The sequence below is a fragment of the Paenibacillus pinistramenti genome, assembly GCF_005869875.1.
Classification (GTDB): domain Bacteria; phylum Bacillota; class Bacilli; order Paenibacillales; family Paenibacillaceae; genus Fontibacillus; species Fontibacillus pinistramenti.
The window spans coordinates 68,173-89,759 of record NZ_VAWG01000010.1; the positions used below are offsets into that span (position 1 = coordinate 68,173).

The window sequence follows — 21,587 nt, forward strand, 5'->3', positions numbered from 1 at the left end:
TTTCGGGAAGTGAGACAAATAATCATGAGGAGGCGTGTATGAACAAGTATTTCAAGCTAGTGATGTCGTGGGTATGCATAATCTTGGCTGTTACGGGGATGATTCCGGGCAATCTCTTCGTAAATACTGCGGCGGCGGCATCAGGCGAGCTGATCTGGCCGAATGCTGGAGCTATCAACCTGACCAAGGCTTCTGAGCCGGTAAAGGATGCACAAGGCAAGTGGAATGTGACCCTGACGGTTGAAGGGAAGAATATCAAATCGACTTCCGATGTGGTTCTGCTCGTGGACCAGTCCTCCAGTATGAGTGACAACGGAAGAATGACCAGCGCCAAAGCAGCGGCGAAGAAGTTCGTGGACAACCTGCTGTTCAAGGACTCTACGACCCGGATTGCCCTGGTAAGCTTCGGCACGAAGTCGACCCAGCTGTCCACTTTTAAAGGATACGATCAAAAGAGCGCGTTGCTGACCTCCGTCGACAACATCAGCGCGGGCGACTACAAGAACAATATTCAATATACCAATATTCAGGACGGTCTTCATGCGGCCAGCACTCTGCTGGACAACAGCCAAGCCGATAATAAAGTCATTGTGCTCCTGAGTGACGGGGCTCCGACCCGCAGCTATAAAGCGGCAAGCGCAGCGGATTATGCTTGGCCAACCAATAACTATTCACATACGTTTATTCTGTCGAGCTTTAATTACTCTTCTGTAGTGGGTTCAGCCGCAAATTTTGGGATTACGAGCTACAACATCAAAGTAGGGAAAAAAACGTATACGGTAAAGGATAACGGGATTGCTACCTTATCCGAAGCCAAGCTCATTCAGAACAAGGGCTACGGCATTTACTCAATCGGCCTTGAAGTAGGCAGCGACGCCAATGCCCAGTATGTACTGAGCAATGTACAGAATAAAGGATATTATTCTTCCAGCAGCTCTGATTTGAGCAAGGTCTTTACCGATCTGTCCGGGAAAATTTCCTATGCGGCACAGAACGCCAAGGTCGTTGACCCTATGGGAGATATGTTCAATAAAATTAGTGACGTTACAGTTTCTCAGGGAACGATCACATGGAACAGTGCCAAAGAAACGATTACCTGGGACATTGGCTCCGTGATGGAGGGCGCCCCTGCTACCATGACTTATACGGTGCAGATGGACGATTCCAAGAACCCGGATCCAAACAAGCTGTATCCGACAAACGGAACAACCACGATCAGCTATACGGATGTCAACGGCACTAGCACCTCCAAGAATTTTGAAGTGCCGACGGTAAGCTTTGGCAAAGGTTCCATTAAGGTGAAGGGCTATCACGTCAACGCAGACGGCAAGCCGGTTAACGCGGACGGCGTTGTGGTGGACCGCCCTGATCTGGCGGAGCAGCTGTACAGCGATAATTTTTCGCAGAATGGACAAGAGTCCCTGGATGTGAACCAGTCCTACTCGGTAACAGCCAAGGCGCTTGACGGCTACCAGCTCAAGACAGGCGTAAGTCCGACTACAGTATCTTTGACAACGAGTGACCCATCGCCGATCGTCTGGTTTGGGTACACGAACGCGCCTAACAGCCTGAAGGTTGAATACAAAGCGGGAGACACCGTGCTGGAGCAAGCCCAGGAACTGCAGAAGATTCAGGGCGAAGCCGTTGATTTGACGGCCAAAGCGTTTGACGGCTACCAGCTTAAAGAAGTTAAGCTTAGCTCGGACAGCGGCTTGACGACTGCAGACGGCGGCCATGTAACCGGCGTAATGCCAGGCAAGGACGTAACCGTTACGTTCAGCTATGAGCCGACTGCGCAGCATGTGACTGTAAAATATCTGGAACGCGGCACAGACAAATCGCTTGCAGCAGCCCAGACGATTGACGGTGTTACGAATGAGGAGCTGACGCTGAAAGCCGCGGAAGTAGCTGGCTACACAGCAGAGGAAGCGTCCCATAAGTACACACTGACCGCAGGCGGCATTCAGGAATACGTGTTCTACTACACCGCCAATGCCCAAACGGTAACGGTAAAATTCCTGGAGCAGGGCACAGACAAGGAGCTTGCCGACTCCAAAACGGTGGAAGGAACAACCGGCAGCTCTGCGGCGCTGACTGCAGTTCTTGTACCGGGCTATACAGCAGTAGAAACCAAGCATGACTATACGTACACAGCTGACGGAAAGCAGGAGTACGTGTTCTACTACACCGCGAATAAACAGACTGTAACGGTAAAATATTTGGAACAAGGCACGAATAAAGTGCTTGCCGAAGCCAAGACGGTAGAGGGCGCAACCGGCAAGGCAACTGACCTGACTGCAGCTCCGATTGCGGGCTACACGCCTCTGGAAGAGACACACAGCTACTCTTTCACAACGGGAAGCGCACAGGAGTATGTGTTCTACTACACGCCGAACGAACAAACGGTAACGGTCAAGTACGTAGATGATGAGACGAAAGAAGAACTGATTGCTGCGGCAGCTGTGAAAGGCAAAACGGGCGAAACAGTCACGTTAACCCCTGAAGCCATCGCTGGCTACACGCCAACCAAGAGTCAGGATACTTACGAGATCGCCGCAAATGGCTCCAACGAGTATGTATTCTACTACACGGCAAACGGCCAATCGGTCACTGTAAAATTCGTAGACAAAGATACCAAGGAAGAGCTGGCGCCTTCCGTAACGGTTGACGGCAAAACAGGCCGGGCTGTTGAAGTGCAAGCTGCCACAGTGCCTGGCTACACACCGGAAATGGCGAGCGACACTTACACAATCGCAGCCAGCGCACCAAATGAATACGTGTTCTACTACACGCCAAACGACCAGACGGTAACCGTCAAGTATCTGGAGCAGGGCACGGACAAATTGTTGTTCTCTCCTACAACCTTAACGGCCAAAACGGGACAAAACGTTGACGTAACAGCTGCTCCTCTCGCCGGATATACGCCGGTTGAGACCACGGGTACGCTCAAAGTGACAGCTGAAGGCCCGAACGTCTATGTGTTCTACTACACGCCGAATGACCAGAAGGTAACGGTCAAATATGTGGATCAGGACACAAACAAAGAATTGTTCACACCGACCGAGCTTACTGGGAAAACAGGCCAAACGGCCGATTTGAAGGCCGCTGATCTTCCGGGCTACACTCCGGTCAAAGCAGACGGAACGTTTGAATTTGTGCCTGGCGGCCCAAGTGAATACGTGTTCTACTACACCGCCAATGCCCAAACGGTAACGGTAAAATACCTGGAGCAGGGCACAGACAAGGAGCTTGCCAAAGCTTCGGCTGAGGCCGGCAAAACCGGCGACACCATCGAGCTGACTGCGGCTCAGGTTCCTGGTTACACCGCCAAGGAAGCTTCATTCCTTTATAAGATTGAAGGCGGCGGACCGCAGGTATATGCATTCTACTATACGGCCGATACGCAGACGGTAACGGTTAAATATGTAGACCAGGGCACCGGCCAGGAGCTTGATGCTTCTGCAGCGGGAACCGGGATTATCGGCCAGACTCTGGAATTGAAGGCAGCTGAGGTTGCCGGCTATACGCCTGCCGAAAGCACGCATACGTATACTTTTACAGCTGGAGCGGATCAGGAGTTTACCTTCTTCTACACGGCCAATCCGCAGAAGGTTACCGTGAAGTATCTGGAGAAGGACACCATGCAGGTTCTGGAACAGCCAGCCGTCATTGAAGGTGTGACAGGCAAGGAAGTAACCCTTGAAGCGGCAGCCGTGGCCGGATATTCCGCTGCGGAAGCCAGCCACACTTATAAATTCAGTGCGGAAGCTTCTCAGGATTATGTGTTCTTCTACACAGCTGACAAGCAGACCGTAACCGTTAAATATCTGGAAAAGGGTACGGAGAAGGTCCTCCTGCCTAGCACAACAGCTGAAGGGATCATTCATCAGAATGTGCAGCTGACTGCTGAGGAAGTGCCGGGCTACACGCCTGAAGAAGCGGAAGCGGCGTATACATTTACTGCTGCCGGGGAACAGGTCTATATCTTCTACTACTCTCCTGTAGTGCTGAGCCTGAACGTTAAGTATGTGGACAAGGAAACGGGAACCGAGATTTCCGAATCTGGAACCATTCAGGGCTCTGTAGGCCAGGAGGCCGTTTTGGAAGCCGTCAATGTGGCAGGTTACACCGCGGATGAAGCGGTTCACAGCTATATTTTCACAGCTGACAACACGCAGGAGTATGTGTTTGAGTACTCGGCCAATAAGCAGTCTGTAACAGTAAAATATTTGGACAAAACTACGGGACAGCCGCTGGCTGAAGAGAAGCAGGTGGATGGAGCTACCGACAGAGAAGTGATGCTCGAAGCGCTGGGGCTCGAAGGCTACACGCCTGAGCAGGCAGCATACAATTATGTATTCACTGCTGAAGCCGCCCAAGAGCATGTGTTCTATTACACGGCTGACGAGCAAACGGTAAGCGTCACGTATATCGAACGGGCAACCGGCAAGGAGCTCTCTGAGCCGGCGTCATTCAGCGGAGTCATCGGTGAGAAGGTTGATCTCGAGGCCCCTGCCCTGGCCGGATATACACCTGAAGAGCCAACTCACAGCTACACCTTTACCGCTGAAAGCAGCCAGGCGTACACCTTCTACTACACAGCTGCTGATCACAATGTAACGGTAAAATATCTGCAGCGCGGAACGGGCACCGTCCTGGCTTCAGAATTTGTAGCAACCGGCAAAACAGGTGAAACTATTAAGCTGACTGCAGCTGAAGTAGCCGGATTTACACCGGAAGATGCAGAAGCAAGTTATACGATCACTACCGATGCTGAGCAGGAGTATGTGTTCTACTACACGACTAAGGAACAAACCGTTACGGTTAAGTACCTGAATCGCAGCACCAATGTTCCTGTAGCTGATGAATCAACAGTATCCGGCCAAACCGGAGAGACGGTTGAGCTTACCGCAGCTGAGGTTTCAGGTTATACACCGGTTGAATATACGGCGAGCTATCAATTGACCGCAGAGACTTCCCAGGTTTATGTGTTCTATTATACGCAGGATCAAACCGAGCCTGAGCCTGAGCCGCAGCCGGAGCAGCGCGATGTAACTGTTAATTATGTGTACACGGATCCTGCAAGCGAGAGCGAAATTCCGCTTATGGAGCCTTCCGTTCAGAGCGGTAACGTAGGCGACGTGCTTCATTTGACAGCCGAACCGCTGACCGTAGCTGATGCAGTGTACACGCCAACCGTGTTCAACTTTGACTACACTATCACGGACGGCGAAGAACAGCAGTATACGTTCTACTACGAGCCGGACAGCTCGGAGGATGTGTACCAGCTCTTCATTACCTACCTGGATCGGGAGACAGGGGATGAGCTTGGAAGCGATACACGTCAAGGCAAGGAAAATGACACCATCGAGATCAAGCCGGATCCAATTACGGTAGCCGATGCGGTCTACAATCCTGAACAATCGCTTTATTCCTACACCTTCACGGGTGATCCAGACCAGGAACTGGAGATTTACTACAACAAAGAGCAGTCGGATCCGACTGATCCTGAAGACCCGCCTGCAGCTGAAGATCAGCAGGTGACTGTCCGCTATCTGAAACAGGGAACAGAGACGGCATTGTCTTCGCCAACGGTGGAGACGGGCAAAGCCGGCGATACTATTACCCTGACAGCTCCGGCAGTATCCGGTTATACAGCGGTCAACTCCTCCTATGACTATACGTTTACGGATGGAGACGGCCAGGAATACATTTTCTACTATAAGAAAAACAGCACGTCTGTTGTGACCACTCCAACAACGTCCAGCTCGGATTCCAGCTCTGATGTATCCGCGCTGCCGCCTGCACCGCCGGTGACAGCCCTGCCGCCAGCGCCAGTGCTCGATAAGGACAACCATTATAACTATGTATTTGGTTATCCGGACGGCACGATCAAACCGCTGAACAACATCAGCAGGGAAGAAGTCGCTGAGATCTTCTACAGACTGATGGACGACGCAACACGCAGCGATTACATGGTGGAGGACAGCTCCTTCTCTGATGTAAGTGATACACGCTGGTCCAATCAGGCGATTGCGACCATGCAGAATGCAGGTATCATTACAGGTTACCAGGATGGAACCTTCAAGCCGGGACAAGCTATCACCCGTGCTGAATTCGCCGCTATTGCTTCCAGATTCGATGAGCTCGATGGACAAGAGAATACAATGTTCTCCGACGTCCAAGGCCATTGGGCTGAGAAATACATCGTTTCAGCAGCAAATAAAGGCTGGATTAAAGGTTATCCGGACGGAACCTTCAGACCAGACCAGTACATTACACGTGCAGAAGCTATGGCCTTCATCAACAGTGTACTGGATCGCAAAGTCACTGAAGAAGGCATCAGTGCAGACGCTAAAATGTGGCCGGACAATACCTCCGACAAATGGTACTATCTGGACGTAATCGAAGCGACTAACAACCATGACTATGACCGCAATGATGACGGTGAAACAGAGACCTGGACAGAGGTTAAACCGGATCATATTTATCCTTAAGCAGCAGGTCATGACGGCAAGAACAAGAAAGGCTCCTCTTCATTTGGAAGAGGAGCCTTTCTTTTGTTTGATTGCTTGTATGAATCTGCTTGCTAGGGGGGGGCTTGCTGGTTATGATATTCGGGTTTGTTACTTATGTCTTCTTGCTTAACTTTCTAATAGATTGCTAGGATTACTGCTAGACTTAAAGCTTACTTTTTGGCTTTCTTCTAAACTTACTGCTGCTTTTACTGCTTACTGCTTACTGCTAAACTTTCTACTAACTGCTAAACTTTCTGCCTCTTGCTGTACTTTCTACTTCTTGCTGTACTTTCTACTTCTTGCTGTACTTTCTACTTCTAGCTGGACTTTCTACCTTCTTGCTAAAGCTGCGTCTTCAACCCTTATTGGTTGAATAATTTATCGAAGAATGCGTAAGTTAGCGGTGTACTTTCTTTTAGCTGCTTGCGAGTGTAGTCGTTGTACACGTACATGGTTGCTGCTTCTGCGAAATACTCTTCAGGGTACACGGAGAAGTAACCGTCGCCTTTATAGTTTACGCTTGCTTCCTTGTTAAAAATATCTTTAAATTCCTGGGTGCTGCTTACCGTATTGAATACGAACCGGTCAACAGCATGCATCGTTTCATGGATCTCCAGGTTATAAGAATTATGTCCCTTGCCTTTCTTGCTGTAGCCGATCCGGACGACTACATCTCTTTCGCTGACACCCGGAACATCGTCCCAAGTCAGGCCTGTCTTCTCCCAGCCTCTAGGAGTAACGCCTTTCAGGTAGTTCAGCTCAGGAACATTTGTAATGATATCGTTGGTCAGAATAATCTTGATGCCTTTATCATTCAAAGTCTTGAGAGCCGGAGCAGGGATCCGCTCAATCCGGCCAATCATTGCTTGAGCCTCTTTCGTGTCATAGCTGGTCGTTGGAAGAACGATTAAGGAATTGATGAAGGAGTAGGCATCCGTTTCTTCGGCATGAGCTGCTTTCGCGGGAAAAGCTCCAATGACTGTAATCATAAGCAGTACGGCCGTAAATAATCTTGTCCATTTCTTCATCTTAAACATCCTCCCAAAGCCAGCGTTGGCGCAGGCTTCAATATCGGTAACTGGCTAGCATAGCGAATTGATCGCGTTAGCTCCTATAGCTTTGCGCCCCCACCTTTCGATGGGTTTGCCTTTGTCAATACGGAGTTGACAGGTGCAGCGGTAAATCGATTAAATCCGTTAAAATGCGAAAAACCCTTCTTATACCGGATAAGAAGGGTTGAAATCAACGATTTAACGCTGCGTCTTATGCGGTAACTGGCTGGCATAGCGAGTGTTAAGATCGCGTTAGCCCCTATAGTTTTGCGTCACCATTTTTCAATGGCTTTGCCTTTATCATTTTTAATAAACCTGGTAAATCTATGAAACTCTTATATACCCTTATATTAGAGCTGATTGCTTGCTTAGTCAATAGGAAAATAGGAAAAAAGAATTAGAATATTCATAGAATGAGAGGGACGATAGCAGGGGGTATTTTGAGAATAGACGTAAAAAACCGGGCCGTAAGAGGGGAATGCCGCTCCCAGGCCCGGCCTCTAGCTGCACAAAGAAGCTGCCCCCCGGTTCTCCGGAAGACAGCTTCTTTCGCAGTTGAAGTGCGGGAGGGAGCAGAGACCTAGTCGTGGACTCCGGCTTCAATCCCATGTTCTTTTTCCCGTGCCTGTGCCTGTTTATCCTGCAGGAAGCCCTGCGCCGCCATCAAGGCCGGAACCAGCATCGGCAGCAGGATAAAGGTCAGTACGACCAGGCCGACGATTACAGCAGATGCCAGCTCGATGAGCAGCACCAGGCCGGAAGGCATCAGGGTGGCAAAGGTGCCGCCCAGAATGACCATGGCGGAGATGATGACACCTCCGACGCTGCGCGCGGAGCGTACAATCGCCTCGCGGTGGTCGAGCACGCCGTATTCCTTGTACCGCATCATGAGGAAGATGCTGTAGTCTACGCCGACTGCCACGATGATGATGAAAGAGAAGAACGGCACAAAGGAGGAGACGCCGTCCGCTCCGATGATATATTCGGCAACCAGCTTGGATGAACCCATTGCCACGTAATAGGAGGCGACAAGGGACAAGACGATGTAAACCGCAGGCCAGAACGAACGAATGACCAACAGCAGAACCAGGAACACACTGATGATAACGATAACGGCAGTGCTGTTAAAGGAAGAGATCTGCGCCTTGTTCATGTCATAGGTCGAGGAGCTTGGGCCGGAGGCGCCATGCACGGCGCCGTCCAGAACTGTTCCGGCGAGGCCTGTGTCTACGGCATCGTTAATTTTTTCAACGATGTCCAGCGCGGCCGGCGAATAAGGGTCTTCGTTCAGAATGACCATCAATTTGGTCAGCGTCCGGTCCTCGGACATGAAGGCATCCTCTGACTGCTTGAACGAATCATTCGTCAGCGCTTCGCTTGGAATGAAGAAGGTCTTCGTGGTTCCCATCTGATTCAGGAACGTAGCCGTTTTGCCGAGACCGTCCGAAATATCGCCGAGTCCCTGACTGCTCTTCTGCAGGCCGGTCTGGAGCTGGCCCAGTCCGCCCGACAGCTGGCCGAGCCCGGTATTCAGCTGCTCCTGGCCGGTTTGAATATCACCTAGAGCCTTATTCAGCTTAGCCATGTTGGCTGTAATTTGTTCGCTGCCCGAGCTGCCCTGCTTCAGGCCGTCGGCCAGTTTGCCGGCGCCCTGCTCAAGCTCGCTGAGTCCGCTGGAAATGCGGTCCAATGCCGTGTTTAGCTGATCGAATCCGCTGGTGGCATTGGCAAACGAAGTGTTCAGCTTCTTGTAGTTCTCCTGCAGGGTCGTCATGCCGCTGGTAATGGAAGCCAGGGCAGTGGACAGCTGCTGTCCGGTTGCTTTGAGGGTTGTGTAGTCCGTATCCTCATTCAGCTCCGTATGCGTCGTCCCCAGTTTATCAATGAGGCCGTTCATGGAAGTGAGGCCGTTCTGCACGCCCGGCAGACCTTCGGCCAATTGGTCCAGTCCGCCCTGGGCGGAGGTGTAGCCCTGCTGCAGCTGCTTCAGGCCCGAAGAGAGCTGGCCGGTCTGCGACGTGATCTGCTCCATGCCGTCATGCAGCTTGGCAATGCCGGACTGCAGCTGTGCGGCGCCGTCTGCGCCGTCGCCTACACCGGAAGCGACTTTATCCAGCGCAGCTGTGATCTGCTCGTAGCCGTCCTTAACCTGCGAGGTGCCGCTGACGAGCTTATCGACCTGCGATAAATCGTCCGTGCCCGTCAGACCGCTCTGCATCTTGTCCAGGCCGTCTTTCACCTGGTTGACGCCGTCTTTGGAGGCATCGATGCCTTTGGTCACTTCGGCCGTCTGGCTGCTGATGTAGAAGTCGTCGATCGGCTCGGCCTGAGGCTGTGTAACGCTGGATACCGATTTGACGCCAGGGATTGCTTTGATGCTGTTGGTCAGGCTGTCGATGACGCCCAAAGCATCGTTGTTATCCAGCTTGTCTTTGCCCTGAATGACAACCGTAGTCGGCAGCGCCTGACCGCGTGTAAAGTGTTCCGCAACCAGTCCGAAGCCCTTCGTGGACGGGTAGTCGTCCCCCAGCTCCGCAATCTGGTCAAAGGACAGCTTCTGCCCGCTGGTCAGGAAGATCGGAACCATAAGCACCACGATAACGATGACGGTGATGAATGGCCGCTTGACGGAAGTGGACGCAAGCCCGCCCATCAGGCGGTTTTCCTTATGCCCGTTTACATTTCGGGAAGGCCAGAACAGCTTCGGACCCAGCACCTTCAGAATAAACGGAGTAAGGGTCAGGATTTCAAGCATCAGAATGACGGCGCCGATGGCCACCACATTTGCCGATTTATAAATCCCGAAGTTTGCAAAGCTGAGGCTGGCGAAAGCAAAGAAGATCGTAAGAATGCTGTAGAAGATCGTTTTGCCAGCTGTTTTATAAGAGATCAGAATGGCTTCATCGGTAGATTTGCCATGTGCCAGCTCCTCGCGGAACCGGTTGAAGAGCAGGATGTTGTAGTCCGTGCCGATCCCGAACAGAATGAGCACGAGCAGCATCTGCGTAACGCTTGTAACCGGGAAGTTCAGCTTGTCGATGATCTGCGCGGCGATTCCCATGGAGACCAGGTAACAAACCCCTACTGCCGCCAGGGAGACAAACGGCACGACAACCGAACGGAACATTACAATCAGGACGACGAGGATAAAAATAACCGTCAGAGCGGCGCTCTTCTCAACGCCTGATGTGGAGGCCTTCAAATAATCGTTCTGGATAAAGTCCTCGCCGCTGAGATAATAAGTCGCTTTAACATCCTTCAGTTCAGCATCCAGCTGATCCTTGATGTCATCCACGCTGCGCCCGTTAATATTGAGGGTGAAGGACACCATTAAAGTGGTGTTGTCCTCCGAAACCAGGGAGGATTTGGCTGCCGGCGAGGAAAAAGGATCAATAATATCCGTAATGCCAAGCTTGTCTTTCTGATCCTGCAAATTCTGCACGCCGGATTCGATGCTGCTCATCTCATCGTCAGATAACTTGTTCTGATCGTAAAAGATTACCAGATCGCTCCGGCCCTCCGTCTTGTTCATCTTCTTGAGCAGCTCGCCCGCCACCTTGGACGGAGCGTCTGCCGGCAGCGGATCTTGTCCGCGCTCATGCAGGATGGCGTTGACGTCCGGTGAAATCACCGTCAGCACAACTGCGAGCGCCACCCAAATGACAAGCAGCGGCCAGCGCCATTGAATAATTTTACGCATGATGTTCTTCTCCTTCTCTCTCTTTGTACTCCTTCAGAAGCTGGTCAATTCCACTGCTGTAAACGGCGATCAGCCGGTCCACCAGAAGCCCGAGCGTCTGCGGCTCGGGACTGCCGCGGATGATGAGGACGATGCCCTCGATCAGGGTCGCGGCAATCATTTTCACTTCGGTCTGCTGGTAGGCGGTAAGCGCCTCACCGGCAGGCTTGGCAGCCGAAAACAGCTTAAGAAGCAGGGTCTCCGCGAAATGCGTGATCTCCTGCTTGATGCTTTCGTATTTCGAGCCTTCGCTTCGGCAGATCAGCAGCATCAGCCCTTGACCGGAGGCTTTGATCAGCCCGATGAGCGCATTTTCCACCTGGCACCAGAATTCGTCCCCGGCCTGTTCCCCTTTGCCGATGTGTACATCGGCCGTCTGCAGATACTCGCTGGCATAGCTGCTGTACTGGCTGTAAATGGGCCCGACAATCGCATCAAACAGCTCCTCCTTCCCCCGGAAATAACGGTAAATATTGCCCGTCGTTATTCCGGCGCCTTTCGCAATCCGGCGCATGGAGGCTTCCGCGTAGCCGTACTGCCGAAACTCGGCGGCCGCGGCGTCCAGGATCGCGTCACGGACTTCTTCTTTTTGCGTCTGCATTAGTGAACACCCGTTTACTTTTAGAATGGTTTTATTATAAATCCGCTGCCGCCCGGTTTGCAAGATAGAAAAATCACAGGAATGGGCAGCAACGGGGAGCGGGCAGAGGCGCTGGTGAAATCCGGGGCTTTTTAACGATAGCTTAATAGAATAGGGAAATGACCTTTACAATCAGCTGATAGATTGAGAGAGATACCGAGCTTTGAAGACTACCCATTTATGAACGGAGGAAACCTGATTGAGGAAGGCAGCATGGAAAAGACTCGCGCTGAGTCTGTCGACAGCAAGTTTAATGCTTAATCTGCTCATGCCGGCAGGCGTGGGGCAGGTGAGCGCAAGTCCCGCAGATTCATCTGTAGATTACAGTAAAGTACCGAAGCTTTTGATTACGGAGCTTGTCCCCGATTCTACCAACGTTCCCGTTATAACCGAAAGCAGCGATGCCTATGAGTTTATTGAAATCTACAACAATTCCAGCGAACCGGTCAATTTCAGAGACTACACTCTGGACTATCATTACAGCGGCAGCGATACGGTCTGGGGCTTGACGAACGAGTCCGACCAGCCGGTCATTCAGCCGCAGCAGGCAATTGTCTTGTGGGTGATGAATGCGTACAACACGGGGCTCACAACAGCTGATTTTAATGGCAACTACAGCACCTCCTTTACGGAAGGCGTTGACTTGTTCCGCTTGACAACCTCAGGCGGGATGCACAACAGCTCGCCGCGGGACCTTATTCTGAAAGACAGCTCAGGAAATACCATTGTCTCTGCCTCCTACCAGAACGACGACCAGACGAAGAAGGATAAAGGGATATTCTACACCTATCCTGTTGACGGCAGCACCGTTATGTCCATGGTAACTGCGGGCGAATACGCCGCCGGCCTCCATGCCGCAACGCCGGGAGTGGTGGAAAGCGAGCTTGTCCCGCCGGTGACCTCCGACGATCCATCCGGCGATTCATCCGATGATTCGTCCGGCGGTTCGTCCGGCCAGTCTCCGGTGCAAGCGGTCACCATTGATCACACGCCGGTTACGGAAGCGATTGACGACAGTGACCTGGAGATTGCCGCATCCGTCACGGCTGCCGTTTATGATGAATCCTCCACGGTTACGGCAGCGGTCTACTACAAGCTGGATTCTGAAACCGAATATCAGCCTCTAATGATGACGGTTAACCCAGGCCGCTCCACGCCTGAAACCTATACGTTTGAAGCCTCCATTCCGAAAGAACGCCTGGTCGAATCCAAGCTGGAGTATTACATTGAAGCCAGCAACGGCTACAGCCCGGACAATCAGCAGACTTCGGTATATACAGTCAATATCCGCCCGAGCCTGAACTATAACTATGTGCCGGGCCTGCTGATTACGGAGCTGAATCCGAACTCAGTCAACGTGACGACCGATGGCAATACGGCCAACGGCTATGAATTTATTGAGGTTTATAACAATACGGATCAGACGGTTAATCTGAACGATTACCAGCTGATGTACCGGTACACGAACAAAACGCCGAATACGGAAACGCAGTGGCCGACAGGCGATATTCGGATTCCTTCCCAGCAGGCAGTTGTTCTGTGGGTGATGTATCCGAGTGGAGCCAACGCTAACCTGACGGAAGCTGATTTTAACGCTTATTTCGGAACGAGTCTGAAGCTGGACACTGATCTGTTCAAAATCACAGCGGGCGGTATGGCAAACGGCGGGCAGCGCAGCCTCGTACTCCGCAATTCGGCGGGCCAGGAGATCGTCTCTGCCCACTATGAAGGTGAAGTCAGCTCTGTGAGCGACAAACCGATCTTCTACAAATATCCGGATGACGGAACAACCGCCATGCTGCTCGACCGGGCGGGTACAGATGCAGCAACACCCGGAACGGTAGAGGCGAACCAGGTGCCGAAGAACCCGGCTTCTCTGCCGGATGAGGAGAGCAACGAAGTGCCGGTCATCCACCATACGCCGGTTACTCACGCCGAAACGAACGTAAACCTGCAAATTACGGCGCAGATTACCAACAAGGAGAGCGACGAAGGGCTCGTGGATACGGTGTCGGCGTATGTCTATTACAAGACAGGCTCGCAGACCCAATATTCGGTTGTCCCGATGAGCATTGTGAACGGCAATAATTATTTGGCGGACATTCCGCGGAGCGAGCTGTCCGAGACTATTTTTGACTACTATATCGAAGCCAAAGATGCCAAGAACACGGTGCAGACCGATGTGTACACGGTAGACGTCAATGTGCCGGATTTCGATCCGCAAAAGGTGCCGCCGCTGCTCGTCACCGAGCTGGTGCCGAACAGTGCCAATGTGGGCAGTGCCGACGGTTATGAGTTTATCGAAATTTACAATAACGCCGATAAGGCGGTCAACCTCAAGGATTACAAGATCTACTACCGCTACCCGGATTCCGGCACCGATGCGGATATCGTGTGGCCGACCGACAGCGAGGACATGGTGATTGATCCTGGAAAAACCCTCGTCTTCTGGGTCATCAACAGCCAGAACGGCAGCAAAACCGTTGCCGACTTTAATGCCAATTACCATACGCAGCTAGTCGAGAACCAGGATATTTACAAAATTTATTCCGACGGCATGGCCAACAGCTCCAAACGCGGCGTAGCCATCGGTACCAACACGCATGTCGATATTTCTGCGGCCCTTTATGACGGCACGATTGAAGGCGAAACCGCGGCGGATAAAGGCATTGAGTATAAATATCCGACCAACGGCACAACCAATATGATCAAGATGAACGCGGGAGTGGAGGCGGCTTCCCCGGGCAGTGTAGACCCTTCCCAGGTGCCGGCTGTTCCGGCCGCCCTAGCGGACGACCAGACTGCTCCAACGGTGCAGGATATGACCGGACTCACCGCGATTGACCAGTCCAAAGACTTGAACATCGCAGTGGATGCCCAGGACGATCAAAGCGTTAAATCGGTCAAGCTGTTCTACAAATCCAACAAACAGGATGATTATGCAAGCCGCTACCTGTATCTGAACTACAATGATTCCATGTACCACTTTACGCTCTATTCACCGGATCTGATCGGCAAGACCGACATCCAGTACTACTTCGTCGTCTCTGACGGAACCCATGAGGTCACCTCCGATACTTATAAAGTGGACGTAACCGGCGGTCCTGACCGTTCCGCGCTCCGTTTGAATGTGAAGGATGGCGACATCATCAGCGGAACCCAAGCGGTGAAAGGGACTGCGGAGAATGCCGATCCGGATACGCTGCAGTTAAGCATTGACGGACAGGTAGTCACGAAGGACACATATCATTCGGTGGAGAAGGATGCTTATTTTGCCTTTGAAGCCAACTCCGTGAACTACTATTTCAAGAACGGCGTAACGATGGGCGACGAGACCCTGAATATTTTCATGGATCCGATTAACACCTATACTACGCTGTCCGTTCCGATTGAAGCCGCCCGTCTGCACGAAGGCAGCAACGTGATTTCCATCCGTGCGGGAACCAAGTCGTCTCCGTTTGATGACCGTCCGGAAGAGAACAAGGATGATTTTACCGTTAAAAATGTCCGCCTCGTCTTTGCCGACGGCACCGTCGTGTACGACAGCCAATACGCCGATCCGGCCAAAGAGATCAAGATGGGCGACAGCGCCGGCAAGAATCCGGTTGTCGATTTCAACTTCAGCCTGCCGGCCGGCCAGCTGAATTCCCAGACCTATGATCTGGATACGACGAAGCTGGAAGACGGTCCGCATACGATTGAGGTGGACAGCGCCGGATCCGGCAAACAAACGGCCCATATTCAGGTGGATAATACGGCGCCTTCAGTTGTGCCGACTGTTGAAAATGGCAAAGAGTACCGCGGCGAATTCAGCCTGGATGCCGAGATTACAGATGCGCTCGCCGGTATAGATACGATTGAAGCGTCTCTGGACAGCGGCAAAATAGAACTGCCTCTTGCGGCTTCTTCCTCCAAGCTGAGTCCCGGCACACATACGCTGGTTATCAAGGCAGAGGACAAAGTAGGCAATGTAACGGAGAAGACCGTTTCCTTTACCGTGCCGGATGAGAATCCGCTTAAGCCGGAGCTTGTGTCCCCGGGGAACGATCAGACCGGCGACGGCACCCTGAAGGTTAAAGTGCAGGATCCGACGAACGATAAGCTGAACGTAGGCTTTTACAAGGGATTTCTGTTTGATGCCGTCCACCGGGCGGGCTTCACCGCCTACAAAAATGCTTCTGATGTAGAGCCTCCCAAGGAGCTCAAGCCGGCCGGAGAGCAGGCGCTGACTGAAGAGGAGCTGCAGGAGATCAGTGCGGCGGACGGCCAGTATCTGAGCAGCGATTCGGACGATCAGTTCCCGTACCACCGCTTTGAAGTGAAGCTTGATCCAAGCGTTAAGGCGGCCGATCAAGTGGAGATTGACTGGCAGGGCAAATCCCTGGAGGGACGCCAGGTCAGCCTGTACGCCTGGAGCCCTTCCGAAAGCAAATGGAAGCAGCTGGACAGCCAGGTGGCGGGAAGTGAAGATTTTACGCTCGAAGCCGAGGTGTCAGCCGGAGATTATAACGTGGACGGCACGATTCATGTCATTGTCCAGGACGAGCTTCCGGTGAAGGAAGATCCTTATGATTTTACATTTGTCTGGATGTCCGATACCCAGTATTACTCCGAGAGCTATCCTGAAATCTACGACGGCAACGTACAGTGGATTGCGGATCACAAGGACGACATGAACATCAAGTATGTCATCCATACCGGGGATATCGTGGATGAAGCGGACAAGGAATATCAGTGGCAGGAAGCCGACAAGGCGATGAAGGTGCTGGAGGACGCCAGCGTTCCTTACGGGGTGGCTGCAGGCAACCATGACGTCTCCCACCAATATGCGGATTACACGAAGTATTATGAATATTTCGGCGAGGACCGTTTCAAAGATCAGCCGACTTACGGCGGCTCCTATCTGAACAACCGGGGGCATTATGATCTGGTGTCCGCCGGCGGCAACGACTTTATCTTTATCTACATGGGCTGGGACATCCGGGACGAGGATATTGAATGGATGGATCAGGTGCTCAAAATGTACCCGGACCGCAAAGCGATCCTGAATTTCCACGAATATCTGCTCGTGTCCGATAACCGCGCGCCGATTGCGGAGAAGATTCATGAACGCGTCGTTGTGCCGAATAAAAATGTCATTGCCGTATTGTGCGGCCACTACCATGACTCCGAAGAGCTGGTTGACGAGATTGACGACAATGGCGACGGTGTTGCCGACCGCAAGGTTTATCAGCTGCTCGCTGACTATCAAGGCGCGGAAAAAGGCGGCCTCGGCTACATCCGCCTTCTGCAGTTCGACGAGAAGAACAACCAGATCCATGTGAAGACTTACTCGCCGTATTTGGACGATTATAACTACTATGACCCGAACACTTACCCGGGCAAGGACGAATTCGATCTGGATGTTGATCTGCAGCCGATGCACAAGCAGGTAGCGACCGACTATTTCGGTGTAAAAGTGTATACGGATCAGCAGATCGGCCAGCAGACCGGTGTGGACAGCGGTTCGACAGCCAGCGCGAACTGGAGCAGTCTGCAGAAGGGAAGCTATTATCAGTGGTATGCTTTGGCCGAGGATGCTTACAGCGGAAGCACGCGCTCGGATATTTGGGGCTTCACGGCCGCAGATGCGGGCTCAGATCCTGAGCCGACGCCGACGCCGACACCGACACCGACACCAACGCCAGCGCCGACTCCGGCACCTACACATAAGCCGACAAGTACGAAGGAGCCGGCCGTGACACCAAGCCCAACACCATCGCCGGAGCCAACGCCGGCGCCTGCGGAGCCAACGCCGGCGCCTGCGGAGACAACGCAGCCTTCAGCCGGCAGTACGGCGGCACCTGCAGGCTCTGATGCGCCGATGCCGTATGCAGATGTGAGCGCCAAATATGACTGGGCGAAGGAAGCCGTCAGCGTCCTTGCTGCCAAAGGCATTATTCAGGGAACGTCGCAGACAAGCTTTGAGCCGGACAAGAAGATCACGCGCGCAGACTTTATGGTGCTGCTTGTCCGCCTGCTTGGGCTGGACGCGGATGTTACCGGCAGCTTCAGCGATGTCAGCCCGTCTGACTATTATTACGAAGCAGTGGGAATTGCCAAACAGCTCGGCATTGCCTCCGGCACCGGTTCAGGGCAGTTTAACCCGAAGGAAGCGATCTCCAGACAGGATATGATGGTGCTGCTGCAAAGAGCGCTGAATGTTACTGGGCAGCTGAGCTTGTCCGGCACAGCCTCGGATCTTGACGTCTACAAGGATCGTAAGCTTGTCTCCGGTTACGCCGGGGATGCGGTTGCCGCAATGGTCAATGCGGGAATCCTTCAAGGCAGCGGGTCCGCGCTTAATCCAGCCGGGCAGGCCACCCGGGCTGAAACGGCCGTGATTCTCTACAGAGTCTATCAGAAGCTGCAATAGAATAGGATTGATTGCAGGGTGTGTCCTTTGGACCGCCCTGCTGTACGGCTAAATGCCCCTCCGGCGAAATCGAGGATTTCGTCAGGAGGGGTGTTTTTTTGAATAGGAAATTGTTACTAACTGAAGTCGGCTGTTGTCTAAAGTTGTCAAAATAAGAAATTGCGTGGATATTCCAATAGGTTCTGCCGATGTAACATCTAAAGTAACATGGGGGGATTAACGATGAGCGGATTCTGGGCGGAAGCGGCTATACTGGACTTTTATTACCAAGACACCAGCAAGATGGCGACCGTAGATCAGATAGCGGAGATCATTCAGGTTCATCCCTGCGCGGTATATGCTGCTCTTGAAAAATTATGCGACCGGAGCATTCTGCACGCTGTCACTGGTTCAGACGGGTTATTTTACTATTCTTACTATGTCCCGTTTCAGTCGAAGATGAAGGCGGACAGCGAGCTGATTTGAGAAAGAGAAATGCAATCCGGCAGAGAACAGGGTAATTCAGGAATAGATCCCTTTGACAAGATGATGATATAGTCCGGCTGTTCGTGTTCGATCAAGGGCGGAAGGAGGAATTTAGATGATACGTGTATTGGTTGTGGACGACTCTGCATTTATGCGGAAAATGATCGCCGAAATCATAGAAGAGGCCCCGGGCTTTACGGTTGTCGGAAGAGCAAGAAACGGCGAGGAAGCGGTAAGGCTTGCGGAGCAGCTGAAGCCGGATGTGATGACGCTGGACGTGGAAATGCCGGTCATGAACGGGCTGGAAGCGCTGAAGGTGCTCATGAAGCAGCCGAGGCCGGTGCCTGTTGTCATGATCAGCTCATTAACACAGGACGGGGCCGAGACAACGATTGAGGCGCTGCAGCTTGGGGCGGTGGATTTTGTAGCCAAGCCGTCCGGGTCCATTTCACGGGATCTGTACAAGGTAAAAGCCATGATCCTGGATAAAGTAGCAACGGCGGCCAGTGTACGCCGCCCGTTCCTTCCTTCGGGGCCGCCGGCTGCGGCCCCTGGGAAGGGAGGCCTGGCGGGCAAAGCTCCCGCCAGGCCCGGCAGCGCGCCGGCCTTTGGGGCGCCGGCTATGGGAGCGCCGGCTTCCGGTGCCCCGGCCCCCGGCGCGGGGGCCATTGGCGCGGCGGCTTCCGGCAAGCCCGCCGGCGCTGCCCATTCGCCTGCCGGCCCGGCCGGCGGCACCGTCCCTTCCCCTGCCGGCACGGCTGTGGCGGGGATTACGGCAATCGGAACCTCGACTGGCGGACCGAAGGCACTGCTGACGCTGCTCAGCGCCTTCCCCGCCGATTACAAGTATCCGATTGTAATCGTGCAGCATATGCCGCCCAAGTTTACGGCTTCGCTTGCGCAAAGGCTTAATCAGCTCAGCCCCCTTACTGTAATGGAGGCTGCGCAGCATCAGCGCCTTCTGCCTGGGCATGTTTATCTCGCTCCAGGCGGCTACCATATGGAAGTCGAGCCAAGCGGCGGGGAATACCGCATTGTCCTGAGCCAGCAGGCGCCTGTAAACGGGCACCGCCCATCCGTGGACGTTTTGTTTGATTCGGTTTCCCGCCTGCCGCGGCTGAAGCGGAGCTATGTAATCCTGACAGGAATGGGCAATGACGGCGCCCGCGCCATGCAGCGCGCTAAACAGGCCTTTCCCGAAGCGTTCACCATAGCTGAAGCGGAGCAGACCTGCGTAGTTTACGGCATGCCGAGGGCTGCTGTAGAGCTGGGCTGTGTGGACTGCGTCGCGCCGCTGGAGGCGATCGTCCAGAGACTGGTCGCTTCCCAATGAAGAAGTGAAGAAACAAGCAGCAAGAAACAAGAAACAATAAGCAAGAAGCAAGTAGCAAGCAGCAAGAAACAAGTAGCAAGCAGCTAGCCGCCCAGCCCCAACACTACAGCAGGAGTAGACCCAGGAGAGAAGCCTATGGAACCATCCATTCTAAACGCAATGATTTATATTTTGTTGTCCCGCAAAGCTGACGAAGCAGCTCTGCGCCGGATGCTGGAGGGCTTCGGATACGCAAACGTCCTCTGCCTTCCGGATATGCCGGCGGTACACCAGCTGCTGCTGCTGGATGAAGCGGATCTGATAATTACAGATGCTGAACCGGCAGAAGAAGCGCCGGGCGGGCTGATAAAGCTGCTGCAGAAGCGGCACGGCGCAACCGCTCCCCGCTGTCTCCTTGTGCCGGACGAATCTGCGGATTATTCGGCAGAGGACGAAAGGTTCACGCTTTCCCTTGAGCCGGGCAGCGTCAACTATATCTCCCGGCCGTTTGAAGAAGCCGGCATCCGGTACTGCGTCCGCTATTTGCTTGAATACCGGCAGCTGCAGAAGCTGCAGCCCCAACCATGGGGATGGCCGGCTGACTCCGGTCTGCATCGGCCCGCCCAGGACTGCACCAGCCTTTAGCAAAGGCCGCAAATGGCCGCAGCACAAAGAAGACACATTTCCCGCCGGGAGCGGGAGATGTGTCTTCTTTGTCTAATTCCAAAATGGTCTATCCGCCGCTTACGCTTCGCCCCAGGTACGGTCGCCTGACAGGTATTTCTCGGTCAGGATGGCCAGCAGCTGAATGCCGACTTCATTATGCCCGCCTTCCGGAATGATCAGATCGGCATATTTCTTGGACGGCTCGATAAAGGCTTCGTGCATCGGTTTAACCGTTGTCAGATATTGATTGTGGATGGACTGAATCGTCCGGCCGCGTTCTTCAATGTCCCGGAGCACCCGGCGCAGGATGCGCACATCGGGGTCGGTGTCCACAAAGACTTTAATATCCAGCAGCTCACGCAGCTTCTCATCGGACAGGACATGCAGTCCTTCGATAATGACGATATTATTCGGCTTGAGTTCAACAGATCTATCTGTATATCTTCCATGGACAGTAAAATTATAAACCGGAGCATGCGCAGCCTGCCCGGCCTTTAACTGGAGCAGATGTTCAATCAGCAGCTCGTTGTCGAACGCAAACGGGTGGTCGTAATTGATCCGCTCGCGTTCCGAAAGACTGAGATGAGAATGATCCTTGTAATAGTTGTCCTGTGATATAAAAGTCACTTTGCCCGATCCCAAACGCTCGATGACGGAACGGGCTACCGTAGTTTTTCCTGAGCCGGTGCCGCCGGCAATCCCAATAATAAGCATAACGCTCAAATACCCTCCCTAAGATGTTGCAATTCCAATATTTTAGCACAGCGCGCAGCTTTTTTC

General features: G+C 53.0%; 9 protein-coding genes and 2 riboswitches. Of the genes, 5 read left to right on the forward strand and 4 right to left on the reverse strand.

Going from position 1 to position 21,587, the window contains the following annotated elements; all coding sequences use genetic code 11:
- Positions 1 to 38 precede the first annotated feature (38 nt).
- Positions 39 to 6,497 (forward strand): MucBP domain-containing protein, encoded by a 6,459-nt coding sequence (locus FCN15_RS12830; protein ID WP_138495389.1) that lies wholly within the window; start codon positions 39 to 41, stop codon positions 6,495 to 6,497.
- Between the two features lie 383 nt (positions 6,498 to 6,880).
- On the opposite strand, the gene FCN15_RS12835 is transcribed toward FCN15_RS12830, so the two are convergent.
- From FCN15_RS12835 to FCN15_RS12845, 3 genes are all read right to left on the reverse strand, one after another.
- Entirely contained in the window at positions 6,881 to 7,546 is a 666-nt protein-coding gene (locus tag FCN15_RS12835) for an anthrax toxin lethal factor-related metalloendopeptidase (protein WP_238996667.1), read from the reverse strand.
- 42 nt (positions 7,547 to 7,588) lie between these two features.
- Positions 7,589 to 7,676, reverse strand: a riboswitch (cyclic di-GMP riboswitch).
- A 108-nt stretch (positions 7,677 to 7,784) separates the two neighbouring features.
- Positions 7,785 to 7,876: riboswitch (cyclic di-GMP riboswitch) on the reverse strand.
- 274 nt (positions 7,877 to 8,150) lie between these two features.
- Positions 8,151 to 11,270 (reverse strand): MMPL family transporter, encoded by a 3,120-nt coding sequence (locus FCN15_RS12840; RefSeq protein WP_238996668.1) that lies wholly within the window; start codon positions 11,268 to 11,270, stop codon positions 8,151 to 8,153.
- Positions 11,263 to 11,910 (reverse strand): TetR/AcrR family transcriptional regulator, encoded by a 648-nt coding sequence (locus FCN15_RS12845; RefSeq protein WP_138495391.1) that lies wholly within the window; start codon positions 11,908 to 11,910, stop codon positions 11,263 to 11,265. Before FCN15_RS12845 ends, FCN15_RS12840 begins: the two co-directional genes overlap by 8 nt.
- A 238-nt stretch (positions 11,911 to 12,148) precedes the next feature.
- Between FCN15_RS12845 and FCN15_RS12850 the strand changes: the two genes are divergently transcribed.
- The 4 genes from FCN15_RS12850 to FCN15_RS12865 all read left to right on the forward strand — a co-directional run bounded on the left by FCN15_RS12850 (position 12,149) and on the right by FCN15_RS12865 (position 20,786).
- The gene (locus FCN15_RS12850) at positions 12,149 to 18,364 is read left to right on the forward strand and encodes an S-layer homology domain-containing protein (protein ID WP_138495392.1); all 6,216 of its coding nucleotides are present in this window, start codon (positions 12,149 to 12,151) and stop codon (positions 18,362 to 18,364) included.
- 222 nt (positions 18,365 to 18,586) lie between these two features.
- A complete protein-coding gene (locus FCN15_RS12855; RefSeq protein WP_138495393.1) occupies positions 18,587 to 18,829 on the forward strand; it encodes a hypothetical protein in 243 nt (80 codons plus the stop codon).
- 115 nt (positions 18,830 to 18,944) lie between these two features.
- Entirely contained in the window at positions 18,945 to 20,162 is a 1,218-nt protein-coding gene (locus FCN15_RS12860) for a protein-glutamate methylesterase/protein-glutamine glutaminase (protein ID WP_138495394.1), read from the forward strand.
- Positions 20,163 to 20,297: 135 nt separating this feature from the next.
- Positions 20,298 to 20,786, forward strand: coding sequence for a response regulator (locus FCN15_RS12865; RefSeq protein ID WP_138495395.1), 489 nt, complete (start codon positions 20,298 to 20,300; stop codon positions 20,784 to 20,786).
- A gap of 99 nt (positions 20,787 to 20,885) precedes the next feature.
- On the opposite strand, the gene udk is transcribed toward FCN15_RS12865, so the two are convergent.
- Entirely contained in the window at positions 20,886 to 21,521 is a 636-nt protein-coding gene (gene udk, locus FCN15_RS12870) for a uridine kinase (RefSeq protein ID WP_138495396.1), read from the reverse strand.
- Positions 21,522 to 21,587 lie beyond the last annotated feature (66 nt).

Excerpts from the sequence above, each read along its gene's own strand:
- FCN15_RS12830 (WP_138495389.1), top strand. The coding sequence starts at position 39 with ATGAACAAGTATTTCAAGCTAGTGATGTCGTGGGTATGCATAATCTTG.
- FCN15_RS12835 (WP_238996667.1), bottom strand. The coding sequence starts at position 7,546 with ATGAAGAAATGGACAAGATTATTTACGGCCGTACTGCTTATGATTACA.
- FCN15_RS12840 (WP_238996668.1), bottom strand. The coding sequence starts at position 11,270 with ATGCGTAAAATTATTCAATGGCGCTGGCCGCTGCTTGTCATTTGGGTG.
- FCN15_RS12845 (WP_138495391.1), bottom strand. The coding sequence starts at position 11,910 with ATGCAGACGCAAAAAGAAGAAGTCCGTGACGCGATCCTGGACGCCGCG.
- FCN15_RS12855 (WP_138495393.1), top strand. The coding sequence starts at position 18,587 with ATGAGCGGATTCTGGGCGGAAGCGGCTATACTGGACTTTTATTACCAA.
- FCN15_RS12860 (WP_138495394.1), top strand. The coding sequence starts at position 18,945 with ATGATACGTGTATTGGTTGTGGACGACTCTGCATTTATGCGGAAAATG.
- FCN15_RS12865 (WP_138495395.1), top strand. The coding sequence starts at position 20,298 with ATGGAACCATCCATTCTAAACGCAATGATTTATATTTTGTTGTCCCGC.
- udk (WP_138495396.1), bottom strand. The coding sequence starts at position 21,521 with ATGCTTATTATTGGGATTGCCGGCGGCACCGGCTCAGGAAAAACTACG.